Annotated in this window: 13 protein-coding genes; 6 read left to right on the plus strand and 7 right to left on the minus strand. The window is 73.1% G+C overall.

Annotated features, from left to right (window positions below; all coding sequences use genetic code 11):
* Positions 1-100: 100 nt before the first annotated feature.
* Both O7598_RS15855 and arc read right to left on the minus strand, forming a co-directional pair.
* The gene (locus tag O7598_RS15855) at positions 101-865 is read right to left on the minus strand and encodes a hypothetical protein (protein ID WP_269692117.1); all 765 of its coding nucleotides are present in this window, start codon (positions 863-865) and stop codon (positions 101-103) included.
* A 92-nt stretch (positions 866-957) separates the two neighbouring features.
* The gene (gene arc, locus O7598_RS15860; RefSeq protein ID WP_269692118.1) at positions 958-2,739 is read right to left on the minus strand and encodes a proteasome ATPase; all 1,782 of its coding nucleotides are present in this window, start codon (positions 2,737-2,739) and stop codon (positions 958-960) included.
* A gap of 177 nt (positions 2,740-2,916) precedes the next feature.
* Between arc and O7598_RS15865 the strand changes: the two genes are divergently transcribed.
* Positions 2,917-3,210, plus strand: a complete 294-nt coding sequence (locus O7598_RS15865; RefSeq protein WP_091058143.1) for a ferredoxin — start codon at positions 2,917-2,919, stop codon at positions 3,208-3,210.
* A 55-nt stretch (positions 3,211-3,265) separates the two neighbouring features.
* Here O7598_RS15865 and O7598_RS15870 read toward each other — a convergent pair whose 3' ends face one another.
* The 3 genes from O7598_RS15870 to O7598_RS15880 all read right to left on the minus strand — a co-directional run bounded on the left by O7598_RS15870 (position 3,266) and on the right by O7598_RS15880 (position 5,991).
* The gene (locus O7598_RS15870; RefSeq protein ID WP_269692119.1) at positions 3,266-3,838 is read right to left on the minus strand and encodes a hypothetical protein; all 573 of its coding nucleotides are present in this window, start codon (positions 3,836-3,838) and stop codon (positions 3,266-3,268) included.
* A 153-nt stretch (positions 3,839-3,991) separates the two neighbouring features.
* Complete coding sequence (locus tag O7598_RS15875) at positions 3,992-4,936, minus strand: tRNA (adenine-N1)-methyltransferase (RefSeq protein WP_269692120.1); 945 nt, start codon at positions 4,934-4,936, stop codon at positions 3,992-3,994.
* Positions 4,933-5,991, minus strand: a complete 1,059-nt coding sequence (locus tag O7598_RS15880) for a M50 family metallopeptidase (RefSeq protein WP_442929926.1) — start codon at positions 5,989-5,991, stop codon at positions 4,933-4,935. The genes O7598_RS15875 and O7598_RS15880 overlap by 4 nt, the downstream gene beginning before the upstream one ends.
* Positions 5,992-6,156: 165 nt before the next feature.
* Between O7598_RS15880 and O7598_RS15885 the strand changes: the two genes are divergently transcribed.
* From O7598_RS15885 to O7598_RS15905, 5 genes are all read left to right on the plus strand, one after another.
* Positions 6,157-7,074, plus strand: coding sequence for a RecB family exonuclease (locus O7598_RS15885; RefSeq protein ID WP_269692121.1), 918 nt, complete (start codon positions 6,157-6,159; stop codon positions 7,072-7,074).
* 78 nt (positions 7,075-7,152) lie between these two features.
* Entirely contained in the window at positions 7,153-7,995 is an 843-nt protein-coding gene (locus O7598_RS15890) for a sensor histidine kinase (RefSeq protein ID WP_269692122.1), read from the plus strand.
* A 25-nt stretch (positions 7,996-8,020) separates the two neighbouring features.
* Positions 8,021-8,704 (plus strand): response regulator, encoded by a 684-nt coding sequence (locus O7598_RS15895; protein WP_269692123.1) that lies wholly within the window; start codon positions 8,021-8,023, stop codon positions 8,702-8,704.
* A 256-nt stretch (positions 8,705-8,960) separates the two neighbouring features.
* Positions 8,961-9,728 carry an ABC transporter ATP-binding protein gene (locus O7598_RS15900; protein ID WP_269692124.1) on the plus strand — a complete coding sequence of 256 codons (768 nt, stop codon included), beginning with the start codon at positions 8,961-8,963 and terminating at the stop codon, positions 9,726-9,728.
* Positions 9,728-12,277: an ABC transporter permease gene (locus O7598_RS15905; protein WP_269692125.1), complete on the plus strand. Its 2,550-nt coding sequence runs from the start codon at positions 9,728-9,730 to the stop codon at positions 12,275-12,277. Before O7598_RS15900 ends, O7598_RS15905 begins: the two co-directional genes overlap by 1 nt.
* 52 nt (positions 12,278-12,329) lie before the next feature.
* Here the strand turns inward: O7598_RS15905 and O7598_RS15910 are convergent, their stop codons facing one another.
* Both O7598_RS15910 and O7598_RS15915 read right to left on the minus strand, forming a co-directional pair.
* On the minus strand, positions 12,330-12,968 hold the full coding sequence (locus O7598_RS15910) for an HAD family hydrolase (RefSeq protein ID WP_269692126.1): 639 nt from the start codon (positions 12,966-12,968) through the stop codon (positions 12,330-12,332).
* A gap of 115 nt (positions 12,969-13,083) precedes the next feature.
* Entirely contained in the window at positions 13,084-13,833 is a 750-nt protein-coding gene (locus tag O7598_RS15915; RefSeq protein WP_269692127.1) for a neutral zinc metallopeptidase, read from the minus strand.
* Positions 13,834-13,899: the final 66 nt, after the last annotated feature.

Consider the following 13,899-nt stretch of genomic DNA (forward strand, 5'->3'; position numbering starts at 1 on the left):
GCCGATAGGTGACGCGCCGGGCCCCGGGTGGGCGGGGCGGCGCGGCAGGCGGGGGCGCCCGGAGCAGCGCCTTCCGCTCCGGGCGCCCCCGCGCGACCGGTCAGAAGAAGCGGTACATCTCGGCCGATGCCGCCTCGGTGTCCGACGCTTTCGGCGGGTTGATGCGGACCGGCTCGCCGAAGCTGTGCATCTTCATCTCGTTCTCGATGGCCCCGGCGGCCGTGTCGAACGTGTAGGTGAGCAGGGTGAGCCGACCCTCGGGGTCCAGGGTGGCCTGGAACGGCACGGACTTGTTCTTCAGCACCTTGAACGCGTTCCGCAGGGTCTTGCGCTCGCCTTCGGTGGAGGCGGCAGCGACGGCCTTCTCGGCGTCCGCGACACCGGTGTAGCGGCCGTCGCCGACCGACTGGGCGGACTCCACGCCGCCGAGGATGCCGGCCTGCGACCGGACGTCGAGGCCCTGGGCCAACGGCCCGTCCGGCCGGAGGCGCTTGCGGTCCAACTTCACCCAGGGCTTACGGTCCGGCTCGTCCTGCTTGACGTAGAGGGCGTCGGCGGTGACGACCATGCTCACCGGGTCGGGGGTCTTCATGTCCAGCGTCATCGCACCCGTGGCGGGTTCGATGGCGGAGCGCATGGTGATGGTCTGTTCTCCCGCCTTGATGGTGACGTCCATCTTGGCCGTCTTCTCCAGGCTGCGGCCGAGACCCTGCCGGATCGCGGCGACCGGGTCGGCGGCGGTGGACGCCGACGCCGACGCCGAGCCGGAGTCGGCCGGCGTGGAATCGTTGTCGGTGGTGGTGCCGCAGGCGGTGAGCAGGGCGGTGAGGCAGACGGCCAGGGCCGGGGCAAGTGATCTACGCACCGGCAGACTCTAGCGAGGTTGCCTCGTTTTCGTGGCCCTGGAGACGACCGACCGGGACGACGCCTGCGCGGCGCCGCCCCGGTGGGCCGATCTCAGAGGTACTGGCCGGTGTTGCTGGCGGTCTCGATGGACCGGCCGGCCTCGGCGCCCTTCCCGCCGGAGACGAGCGTGCGGATGTAGACGATCCGCTCGCCCTTCTTGCCGGAGATGCGCGCCCAGTCGTCGGGGTTGGTGGTGTTGGGCAGGTCCTCGTTCTCCCGGAACTCGTCGACGCACGCGTCGAGCAGGTGCTGCAGACGCAGCCCCTTGCGCCCGGAGGTGAGGAACTCCTTGATGGCCATCTTCTTGCCCCGGTCGACGATGTTCTGGATCATCGCGCCGGAGTTGAAGTCCTTGAAGTAGAGGACTTCCTTGTCGCCGTTGGCGTAGGTGACCTCGAGGAAGCGGTTCTCCTCGGTCTCCGAGTACATCCGGAGGACCACGGCGTCGATCATCGCGGCCACGGTGGCCTGCGGGTCGCTGCCGTGTTCGGTCAGGTCGTCGGCGTGCAGGGGCAGGTCGGCGAGGACGTACTTGGAGAAGATGTCCTTGGCCGCCTCGGCGTCCGGCCGCTCGATCTTGATCTTCACGTCGAGCCGGCCCGGCCGCAGGATCGCCGGGTCGATCATGTCTTCCCGGTTGGAGGCGCCGATGACGATGACGTTCTCCAGGCCCTCCACGCCGTCGATCTCGCTGAGCAGCTGCGGGACGATGGTGTTCTCCACGTCGGAGGAGACGCCGGAGCCACGGGTGCGGAAGATCGAGTCCATCTCGTCGAAGAACACGATCACCGGGGTGCCCTCGCCGGCCTTCTCCCGGGCTCGCTGGAAGATCAGCCGGATGTGCCGCTCGGTCTCGCCGACGTACTTGTTGAGCAGCTCGGGACCCTTGATGTTGAGGAAGAAGCTGGTGTGCCGCTCCTTCCCCTCGCGCTCGGCGATCTTCTTGGCCAGCGAGTTGGCCACCGCCTTGGCGATCAGCGTCTTGCCGCAGCCGGGCGGACCGTAGAGCAGGATGCCCTTCGGCGGCCGGAGCTGGTGCTCGCGGAACAGGTCGGCGTGCAGGAAGGGCAGCTCCACCGCGTCGCGGATCTGCTCGATCTGCGACTGGAGGCCACCGATGTCCTCGTAGCCGACGTCGGGCACCTCCTCCAGGACCAGCTCCTCGACCTCGCTCTTCGGGATCCGCTCGTAGGCGTACGCCGAGCGGGGCTCGATCATGAGCGAGTCGCCGGCCCGGATCGCGCTGCCGATCAGGGTCTCGGCGAGGTGCACGATCCGTTCCTCGTCGGAGTGGGACACCACCAGCGCCCGGTCGCCCGGAGCGCCGTCGGGACCCGCGAGGATCTCCTTGAGCATCACCACCTCGCCGACCCGTTCGAAGCCGAACGCGTCGACGATGTTGAGCGCGTCGTTGAGCAGCACCTCCTGGCCACGGCTCAGCTCGTCGACCTCCAGCGAGGGCGAGACGGCGACGCGGAGCTTGCGCCCGCCGGTGAACACGTCCACCGTGCCGTCGTCGTGCTTCGCCAGGAAGACGCCGTAGCCGCTCGGCGGCTGGGCGAGTCGGTCGATCTCCTCCTTGAGCGTCACGATCTGCGCGCGAGCCTCCTTGAGGGTGCTCACGAGCCGCTCGTTGTTCTCGTTCAGCCGTGCCAACTGCGCCTGGGTGGCGGCCAGCCGCTCTTCGAGCTGCCGGACGTGTCGGGGGCTTTCGGTCAACTTGCGTCGCACCAGAGCGAGTTCCTCTTGCAGGAACGCGACCTGCGTGGAGAGATCGTGGGCTTCCTTCTCCCACCGTGCGGCGCGCGAGTCCGCGTCGTCGCTGCGTGCCACGTCCCACCTCCCCGGGGGGCTTGAACGTTCTGAGCTAACACTAGCCGCTATGAGCCCGATTCGGTCCTCCGCAACGCGCTCGTCACCGAAGCTTGATCGCCAAGGGCTGGTCGACGGGCGGGTACGGGCGTTCGGGTACCGTCGGAGTCCGGGACGGGAGAACATGGGGGGTGCTTCGTGACCGACGTCGCGACGGACCAGCTGCAGGTCTGGGTGGACCAGGAACTCTGCACGGGTGACGGCCTGTGCGTGCAGTACGCGCCGGAGGTCTTCGAGTTCGACGTCGACGGCCTGGCGTACGTCAAGGGCGCCGACGGTGAGCTGCGGCAGGCCCCGGGCGCTCGGGTGGACGTGCCGGAGCACCTGCGCCTCGAGGTGATCGACTCGGCGAAGGAGTGCCCGGGCGAGTGCATCCACGTGGTGCGCGGCAGCGACGGCGTCGAGGTGGCCGGCCCGGAGGCCGACGACTGAGGCGGACGATGATCGCGACGGGCCGGGGACGGCGTCCCCGGCCCGTGCTGTCGTCTCAGAGCATGGGACGCCCGACGACCGAGGCGACCAGCCGGGCGAACTCCTCCAGCCGGGTGATCTGGCCGGCGCCGCCGTCGTCGAGCGTCTTGCCGAAGCGCAGCGCGTCGTGCCGCGGCGTGCCCGGCGCGTCGTCGCTCGGCGGCGCCTCGTCCAGCGAGCTGAGCAGCAGGTAGACGTCGATGCTGTCGACCCGGACCGTGCCGTCGTCGGCGCGGGTGAGCCGCCGCCGGCAGCCGACCTCGGTGACCGTGGAGACCGGCACCACGCGCAGCGACGAGGTCATCGCGCCGGGTGGCCCCTCCCCCGGCGGGACGTCCTCGCCGTGCCAGAGCACCAGCCGGCTGCCGTCGCAGACGACGACCTCCTGCCACACCCCGTTCACCTCGTTGACGAAGCGTTCCAGCGTGAACCCGAGCACCGAGGCGCCGCGCAGCACCCCGCCGAGCGCCTCCAGCGCGATGTCGGGGTCGCGCAGGTAGGCCCGGGCGGCCGACTCCAGGTCGGCGTAGGGCGACCAGTCGGGAAAGACGGCGGGCATCTCGCCGTTGCCGTAGCCGGGACTGCTCACGCCACCTCCCGTCGGCCCGTGCCGCCGTCGCCGCCACGGGCGCCCCGCCCGTCCCGCGCCCCGGCCCGCTCCCTCATGCTTACCGTCTCCGGTGTCGTCGTCCCCACGGGCACACATGATTCCCCCGCCCGCACCGGTCCGCGCGCCGGGGGGTCAGGACTGCTCGGGTTCCTCCGCCGACCGGGCCGCCGCGGCGGCCCGCAGCGCGTCGCGGCGCTGCGCGTACGCCTCGGCGCCCTTGCTGGGCTTGCGTCGGCGCGGCGGGGCGGTGACCCCGGGGGCGAGCTTGCGCGCGGACACCAGGAAGGCGGTGTGCGCGATCATCCGGTGGTCCGGGCGGACCGCCAGCCCTTCGGCGTGCCAGTCGCGGACCATCGACTCCCAGGCCCGCGGCTCGGTCCAGCCGCCGCGCTCGCGCAGCGCCTCCACCAGCTCGGACAGCTGCGGCGTGGTGGCCACGTAGCCGATCAGCACGCCGCCGGGGACCAGCGCCCGCTCGACCATGTCGAGCATCTCCCACGGGGTGAGCATGTCGAGGATGATCCGGTCGAAGCCGGTCTCGGCGCACTCGGCGACGTCGCCGACGTGCAGTCGCCAGGCCGGGTGCGGCCCGTTGAAGAACGCCTCGACGTTGCGTCGGGCGATCTGGGCGAAGTCGTCACGCACCTCGAAGGAGTGCAGTTCGCCCTCGGTGCCGACGGCGCGCAGCAGCGAGCAGGACAGCGCGCCGGAGCCGGCGCCCGCCTCCAGCACCTTGGCGCCGGGGAAGACGTCGCCCATGGCGACGATCTGCGCCGAGTCCTTCGGGTAGATCACCTGGGCGCCGCGCGGCATGGAGAGCACGTAGTCCGACAGCAGCGGCCGCAGCGCCAGGAACGCGGTGCCGCCGCCGGCGGTGGTGACCACGCTGCCGTCGGGCAGGCCGATCAGGGTGTCGTGCGCGAGGATGCCCCGGTGGGTGTGGAACTCCTTGCCGGGCTCCAGCGTCACGGTGTGCATCCGGCCCTTCGGGTCGGTCAGCTGGACCCGGTCGCCGGGCCGGAACGGCCCGCGGTGCACCGGAGGCAGCGCCGGGACGGTGGAGAGCTCTGCGGTCACGTGTTCGTCTTCCGTTTCGGTTCGAGGAGCTGGGCGAGATCTGCGACGTGCAGCACGCCGACCACATCTTCGCCTGCCGTCACCAGGTACTGCGCGCCCGGGTGGGTGCGGACGGTCTCCAGCACATGCTCGCCGTCCGCGCCGACCGGCAGGGCGGGGACGTCGGCCAGGGCGTGGGCCACCTCGTCCACCGCGAGCCACGGCCGCCGTTCCGGCCGTACGGCGGCGGCGCGGGCCGGGTCGACGAGCGCCACCGTACGGCCGGCGGAGTCGACCACGGCGAGCGCCGCGTCCGGCGTGCCGGCGGCGTCGCGGCGGCGTTGCGCCTCGGCCAGCGGGGTGCCGGTGGGCACCGGCAGCAGCGGGCGGGCGAGCCGGGCGAGGTCGACCAGGTGCAGCCGGCGGCCGATGCGGGCCAGCCGGACGGACTGCCCGGCGCCGCGCCAGAGCGTCAGCGCGACCAGCAGGAGCAGCGGCAGGGCCAGCGGGGCGAGCGCCCGGCGCAGGGTGAGCACCACCACCAGGGCCAGCGTGCCCAGCGCGACGGCCCGCCCGACCCAGCCGGCCACCTCGGTGCCCCGGTGCCGGTCGCGGGTGAGCGCCCAGACCGCCGCGCGCAGCGCCCGACCGCCGTCGAGCGGCAGGCCAGGCAGGCTGTTGAAGATCGCCACCACCACGTTGCTGACCGCGAGCTGGAAGGCGAGCTGGTGGCCCAGCGTGCCGGCGGGCAGCGCGAGCGTGGCGGCGACCGCGCCGGCGCCGAGCACCGCGGACACCGCCGGCCCGGCCAGCGAGATCAGCAGCTCGACGCGGGGTGTCGGGGCGTCGCGGTCCATCTCGGTGTAGCCGCCGAGAAGTTCCAGCGTGATCCCCCGCACACCGATGCCGAAGCGGCGGGCGGTGAGCGCGTGGCCCAGCTCGTGCAGCAGCACCGAGCCGAGCAGCGAGACCACGAAGCCGAGGCCGACCAGGTAGCCGCCGAGGTGCCCGAGGTCGAGCTGGCGGCGGGCCAGGGCCGCGTAGAGCACGGTGACCACGACGGTGAGCAGCAACATCGAGGCGTCGGCGCGCAGCGGCACCCCGAAGACCCGGCCCAGGCTGAGCCCACGCCGGCGCGGTGGTCGGGTCCGCTGCTGCACCCCGGCGATGCTACGCGGGGGAGATCATGGACCGGTGCGGCGATCGCGGCGGTGTCACACCGGTGGCCTAACCTTCCGGACATGACGGCGGAATCGGTGATCGACACCCAGGGCGACCAGACGGCGACGCGGACGCCGGTCACGGTGCGGGCGTCGCTGTCGCCGTCACGGGCGGCCGACTTCAAGACCTGCCCGTTGCTCTACCGGTTCCGCAGCATCGACCGGCTGCCCGAGCGCCCGACGATCGAGCAGGCCCGGGGCACCCTGGTGCACGCCGTGCTGGAGCGCCTGTTCGACCTGCCGGCACCGACGCGCACCCCGGAGTCCGCCGGCGACCTGGTCGCCCCGCAGTGGGACCGGCTGGTCACCGAGGAGCCGGAGCTGGCGGAGCTGTTCGCCGGTGACGACGCGGCCGGCGTCGAGGGGTTCCTCCGCTCGGCGGCGGCGCTGCTGGAGGGCTACTTCGCGGTGGAGGACCCGCGCCGGCTGGAGCCGGCCGAACGCGAGGCGTTGATCTCCGCGGTGGTCGACGACGAGCTGCTCATCCGGGGCTACCTCGACCGCCTCGACGTGGCGCCGGACGGCGCGCTGCGGGTGGTCGACTACAAGACCGGCGGCGCGCCGCGCGAGGCGTTCGAGGCGCGGGCGCTGTTCCAGCTCAAGTTCTACGCCCTGGTGCTGTGGCGCACCCGGGGCGTGGTGCCGCGGGTGCTGCGCCTGCTCTACCTCAAGGACGCCGAGGTCTGCGACTACGCCCCCGACGCCGAGGAGCTGGTCCGCTTCGAGCGCACGGTGGTGGCGTTGTGGCGGGCGATCGAGCAGGCCACCGCCCGGCAGGACTTCCGGCCCCGGCCGAGCCGGCTCTGCGACTGGTGCAGCCACCAGTCGCGGTGCCCGAGCTTCGGCGGCACCCCGCCGCCGTTCCCGGTCGCCGCCGCCGCGCCCGACCCGCTCGTGGACGCCCGCTCCCGCCCGGCCACCCCGGGTGCCGACGAGTGATCCTCCTCCTCGGGGAGGAGACGGGGTTCGGCTGCGGCGACGACGAGGTGGGCCCTGCGGCGGCCTAGCGTCGCAGGCATGACCGACCGGCTGCCGGCCCGCCGCGTGCGCGACACGGTGCTCACCGCCGCGCTGGCGTATGCGCTGGGCCGCGTCACGCAGGCCCGGTGGGGAGCCCGGGCGCGCCGCCGGACCGCCGGCGAGCAACGGGAGAGGATCGGCAACGCCGGGGCCGGTCGGGAGCCGGCCCGGGCGGGCGGGCAGGTGTCGCGCGCCGCCGGGCAGGCGGTGGCCGCCGACGAGCGCCGCCGGATCGCCGGGGAGTTGCACGACCTGGTGGCCCACCAGGTCGCCGCGATGCAGGTGCTGGCCACCGGTGCCCGCCGGGCCCTGCACCGGGATCCGGGCGCGGCCGACCGGGCGATGGCCGCGGTCGAGGACACCGGCCGGGCGGCCCTGCGGGAACTGCACCGCCTGCTGCGGGTGCTGCGCCCCGCCGGCCCGGCGGCCGAGCTGGCGCCGCAGCCCGGCCTGTCCGGCATCGCGACGCTGGCGCGCGCGGCCCGCGACGCCGGGCTACCGGTCACCGTGCGCACGTCGGGTCCGCTCGGGTCGGTGCCGGACGGGGTGGCGCTGGCCGCCTACCGGGTCGTGCAGGAGGCGCTGACCAACGTGCTCCGGCACGCCGGCCCGGCCGCCGCGCTGGTCCGGCTCGCCGCCGTCGGCGGCGCGCTGACCGTGGAGGTCACCGACACCGGGCGCGGCCCGGGAGCGCCCGACCGCATCGGGCACGGGCTGGTCGGCATGCGGGAGCGGGTCGCCCTCTACGGTGGGATCCTGCGGACCGGAGCGGCGCCGGGCGGCGGTTTCCGGGTGTACGCCCGGATCCCGCTGGACCCGGCCGGCGCGGTCCGCGACTGACCGCCGGCACGACGAGGGGAAACCCATGACCGAGGCCGCCGCGCCCCGACCGGTGCGGGTGCTGCTCGCCGACGACCAGCCACTGCTGCGTACCGGGTTCCGGATGGTCCTCGGCGTCGAGGACGACCTGGACATCGTGGGCGAGGCCGGCGACGGGGTGGAGGCGGTGGAGCTGTCCCGGCGGCTGCTGCCCGACGTGGTGCTGATGGACATCCGGATGCCGCGGATGGACGGGGTGGCCGCCACCCGGGCGATCGTGGACGCCCGGCTGCCGGTGCGGGTGCTGGTGCTGACCACGTTCGAGCTGGACGAGTACGTGGTCGGGGCGCTGCGCGCCGGGGCGAGCGGGTTCCTGGCCAAGGACGTGCCGGCCGAGGACCTGGTCACCGCGATCCGCACGGTGGCGGCCGGGGAGGCGGTGGTGGCGCCGCGGATCCTGCGCCGGCTGCTGGACCGCTTCGCCGACGTGCTGCCGGATCCGGCGGCCGTCCCGCCGCCGGTGCTGGACCCGCTGACCGAGCGGGAGCGGGAGGTGCTGGTCCAGGTGGCGCGCGGGCTGTCCAACGCCGAGATCGCCCGCGCGCTGTCGGTCAGCGAGACCACCGTCAAGACCCACGTCGGGCACATGTTGACCAAGCTGCGGCTGCGCGACCGGGTGCAGGCCGTGGTGCTGGCGTACGAGACGGGGCTGGTCCGGCCGGGGAAATAGGTGGCGGCGCTCACGTACCGTGACCAACGGCGGCGGTCGGTGGTTGACCATGACGCGACGTGAGGTCCTACCGTCGGCGTCGCCGGCCGCTCAGGGATCACCCTGAGCCGGTCTGGGGGGCGGCCCCCACCAGAAGTTCGGCACGGATTCCGCCCGGGGTCGGAGGGATCCGCGCCCGGCGGCACCGAGGATGGAACTGCCGCACCGGCCAGCGGGGGCGGTGCGGTTCCCTAGCCAGACGGAAGAGGTAGATGACGTGACCGCGACGGTAGGCCGGCAGGCGCAGGCCGCGGCCCGGGCGAACGACGTGTGGAAGGTGTACGGCAGCGGCGAGGCGCAGGTGATCGCGCTGCGGGGGGTGAGCGCCGAGTTCGAACGCGGCCGGTTCACCGCGATCATGGGGCCGTCGGGCTCCGGCAAGTCGACGCTGATGCACTGCCTCGCCGGCCTGGACTCGGTGACCAAGGGCACCGTGACGATCGGCGAGACGACGGTGACCGGGCTCAACGACTCGGGCCTGACGAAGCTGCGCCGCGACAAGGTGGGTTTCATCTTCCAGCAGTTCAACCTGCTGCCCACGCTCACCGCGCACGAGAACATCGTGCTGCCGCTGTCGATCGCCGGGCGCAAGCCGGACCCGGCCTGGTACGACACGGTGATCGACACGGTCGGGCTGCGGGACCGGCTCGGGCACCGCCCGGCCCAGCTCTCCGGCGGTCAGCAGCAGCGGGTGGCGTGCGCCCGGGCGCTGGTCGCCCGCCCCGAGGTGATCTTCGCGGACGAGCCGACCGGCAACCTGGACTCCCGCTCCGGCGCCGAGGTGCTCAACTTCCTGCGCGACTCGGTGCGTGAGCACGGCCAGACCATCGTCATGGTCACCCACGATCCGACCGCCGCCGCGTACGCCGACCGGGTGGTCTTCCTCGCCGACGGGCAGATCGTCTCGGAGCTGATCGAGCCGACCGCCGAGACGGTGCTGGACACCATGAAGAAGCTGGACGCCCCGGTCGAGGTGGGCAACTGATGCTGCGGGCAACGCTGAAGAGCCTGCTGGCGCGCAAGCTGCGCCTGCTGCTGTCCGGCCTGGCGGTGGTGCTCGGCGTCATGTTCGTCTCGGGCGCGTTCGTGCTCACCGACACGCTCGGGCGTTCCTTCGACGCGGTCTTCGCCGACGCCTACGCCGACGTCGACGTGAACGTGGCCGCGAAGCCGAAGGTCGAGCTTTCCGAGGCCGAGGGCGAGCAGGTGGCCGCCCCGGTGCCGGCGTCGCTCGTCGACCGGGTGAAGGCGGTGCCGGGCGCGGCGGACGTACGCGGCGTGGTCGCCACCGACGGCGCGCGGCTGATCGGCAGCAACGGCAAGGTGGTCACCTCGTTCGGGCCGCCGCAGCTGGGCGAGAACTGGCTCGGCGAGGGTGACCTGGTCAAGCTGCGCGAGGGGCGCGGCCCGCAGGCCGACGACGAGATCGTGGTCAACGCCGCGCTGGCGAAGGCCGCGAACGTGAAGGTGGGCGACCGGGTCGGCGTGCTGACGCTGTCGCCGAAGAAGGAGTTCACCCTGGTCGGCGTGTTCGGCTACAGCGGTGGCCGGGACTCCGTCGGCGGCGCGAACGAGGTCGCCTTCACCACGCCGGTCGCCCAGCAGCTGATGCTCGGCAAGCCGGACGTGTTCTCCAACGTCACGGCCCGGGCCGGCAGCGGCACCACACCGGAGGCGCTGCGTGACGAGGTGTCCCGCGCGCTCGGCGGCGCCTATGACGTGAAGACCGGCGAGCAGCTGGCCGACAGCGCCTCGGCCGGCCTGAAGGAGGGACTCTCCTTCTTCAACAAGATCCTGCTCGGCTTCGCCGCGGTGGCGCTGCTGGTGGGCACGTTCCTGATCCTCAACACCTTCTCGATCATCGTGGCCCAGCGCACCCGCGAGCTGGCCCTGATGCGGGCCATCGGCGCCAGCGGCCGGCAGGTCATCGGCTCGGTGGTGCTGGAGGCGGTGGCGGTTGGCCTGATCGCCTCGGCGGTGGGTCTGGCCGCCGGCATCGGGGTGGGCGCGCTGCTGGCGTACCTGTTCGGGAAGCTGGCCGGCGGTCTCGCCCTGGCCGGGCTCGGTGTGCCGGCCGCGGCGGTGATCGGCGCCTTCGGCGTCGGGATGGTGATCACGGTGGTGGCGGCGCTGCTGCCGGCGATCCGCGCGTCGCGGATCCCGCCGATCGCCGCCATGCAGGACGTCGCCACCCCGGACCGGCCGTTGACCAAGGTGACCGTCGGCGGCGCGGTGGTCACCACGATCGGCGCGGTGCTGCTCTTCCTCGGCCTCAGCGGCAACGCCGGCGACAACACTCTCGCGACCATCCTCGGCGGCGTGCTGTTCGCGTTCATCGGGGTGGCGCTGCTGACCCCGGTGATCAGCCGGCCGGTGGTGTCGCTGCTCGGGGCGATCTTCGCCTGGTCGGTGCCGGGCAAGCTGGGCCGGCTCAACTCCGGCCGCAATCCGCGCCGCACGGCGATCACGGCCGCCGCGTTGATGGTCGGCATCGCGCTGGTGACCGGCGTGACGGTGATCCTGGACTCGGCCAAGAGCAGCATCAGCTCGCTGGCCGAGGACACCATCAAGGCCGAGCTGGTGATCTCCGGTGCCTCGTCCGGGCCGCGCCCGGCGAGCTTCGACGCGGCGGTGCTGGAGAAGACCGCCGCGATCCCCGGGGTGCGGCTGGTCGACGGCGAGTACGGCGACATGGCCACCGTCGGCGGCAAGCGGACCTGGGTGGCGGCGTCCAGCGACGTGGCCGCGCTCCAGCAGATCTTCGGGGCGAAGGCCACCGCCGGTGACATCAGCCGGCTGGCCCCCGACCAGATGCTGCTCAGCTCGGACACGGCGACGTCGCGCAACCTGACGGTCGGCTCGACGGTGCCGGTGCAGCTGTCGCGCGGCGACGCGCGCACCTACACGGTCAGCGGCATCTACGAGAGCTCGCAGCTGACCAACCCGGTGGTGCTGCCGCCGCAGGCGGCGGCGGACTTCGCGATCCCGCAGCCGATCCAGGGCTTCGTGCAGCTCGACCCGGGCACCTCGGTCGCCGCGGTGCAGCCGCAGGTCGAGCGGCTGCTGGCGGACAGTCCCGAGGTGTCGGTGGCGGACCGGGCGGCGTTCATCGAGCAGCAGACCAGCCAGACGGACACGCTCATCACCATGATCCAGATCCTGTTGGCGCTGGCCATCGTGATCGCGGTGCTGGGCATCATCAACACGCTGGCGCTGTCGGTGCTGGAGCGGACCCGCGAGCTGGGTCTGCTGCGGGCGATCGGCCTGCGCCGGGCGCAGACCATGCGCATGATCACCGTCGAGGCGGTGGTGATCTCGATCTTCGGCGCGCTGCTCGGCGTGGTGGTCGGCACCGGTCTCGGCGCGGCCGTGGTCCGGGCCCTGAAGGACGAGGGCATCACCGACCTGGTCCTGCCCTGGGGGCAGATGGTGACGTTCCTGGTCCTGGCCGCGATCATCGGCGTGGTGGCGGCGGTACTGCCGGCCATCCGCGCCGCGCGGATCAACGTCCTCGGCGCCATCGCCCACGACTGAGGTGGAAGGAGGGGCCCCTTGTTATCGCCTGGGCGATAGGAGGGGCCCCTTCCTAACGGTCGAGCAGCGCGGCGAGCAGCTCCAGGTCCGCCGTGGTGAGGCTCTCCAGCTGGTGCACGCCGTCGGTCGGCGGCAGCGGCACCTCGGCCGGCACGGCCAGCACCGCCGCCCCGGCGGCCAGCGCGCTCGCCACCCCGGTCGGCGAGTCCTCGATCGCCACGCACCGCTCGACCGGCACGCCGAGCAGCTTCGCGGCGGTCAGGTACGGCTCCGGGTGCGGCTTGGCCTCGCCCACCTCGTCGCCGCAGACCACCGCGTCGAAGCTGTCGCGCCCCAGCGTGTCCAGGGCGACCTCGACCAGCGGCCGGCCGCTGGAGGTGACCAGCGCGGTCGGGATGCCGGCGGCGCGTACCGCGCGCAGCAGCGCCAGCGCTCCCGGCCGCCAGCGCAGCCCGGTGCGGAACAGGTCCAGGATCCGCGCGCTGATCCAGTCGGCGCTGGCCTGCGGGTCCCGCTGCGGCTGGCCCAGGTCGTCGTGCACGATCCGCATGGCGTCGGCCATCGAGGTGCCGATGATCGCCTGCCGGGCCGCGTCGGACAGGGTGCCGCCGTAGACGGCGGCCAGCTCCTGCAACGCGACGTCCCACAGCTTCTCGCTGTCGACCAGGGTGCCGTCCATGTCGAAGAGCACGGCGGCGGGGTGTGGGCTGCTCAGCGGGGCCTCCTTCGGTAGGCGTACCCCGCCGATCCTGCCAGCCCGCAGGCACCGGGCCGGCGGCGTCCCCCGAGCGGGGTGACCTGCGGCATCACCGCAGGCCGCAGGCGTCCAGCGAGTTCTCGTAGCCGGCGAAGAACTTGTCGGAGCGCTGTTCGGCGGTGCCGTGCGAGCCTTCGGCGAACCAGGGCTGGTCCGGGTCGTCGCCGACCGCCAGCAGCCCTTCGCGGAACTCGTCGAGGTCGCCGTCCTCCAGCTTGAGCGTCCCGGCGCGCACGCTGTCGCCGAGGTACGCCCCGGCCATGCAGTCGGCCTGCAACTCCTGCTGGATGGTGAAGTTGTAGCGGATGCCGAGGCGGGTCTGCACGCCGTGGGCGTACTCGTGGCCGAGCAGGTAGAACAGGAACGCGTCGCCGACCTGCCGGAACGCCGAGACCGACCAGTTCACGTCGTAGGCGATGAAGTCGCCGGCCGAGCAGTAGACCGCGTTGTTGCGCGGCAGCCCCTGCCCGCCGCAGGACACCTCGCCGGCCCGGGTGTAGGGCACCACCCGCCGGATCGGCCGGAACTGCTCCCCCGAGGCGCGGAACTGCGCGGTCCAGTACTGCTCGGCGCCGGCGACGGCGTCGGCGAAGTCCTGCTTGAACTCGGCGACGCTCGTGGTCCCGTCCGCCCGGGTGGTCTCCGCGCCGGGGGACGCCGGTTGCCCGCTGGGACGCGGGGCGGGCTGCTGCGGCTCGCCCTGGTCGAGCCCGCCGCCCATGCACCCGGCCGCCACCACCGCGGCCACCAGCAGCCCGGCGAGCGGCCCGAGCCGCCGTCGTCGCACCCTGTCCCCCACGACCACCTCCGGTTGTCCGACCTCGTGCCCGCCGCAGTACCCCCGTTTCCACCGGCTCTCACGCAC

The organism is Micromonospora sp. WMMC241, assembly GCF_027460165.1.
In the GTDB taxonomy this organism is placed as follows: Bacteria; Actinomycetota; Actinomycetes; order Mycobacteriales; family Micromonosporaceae; genus Micromonospora; species Micromonospora humi.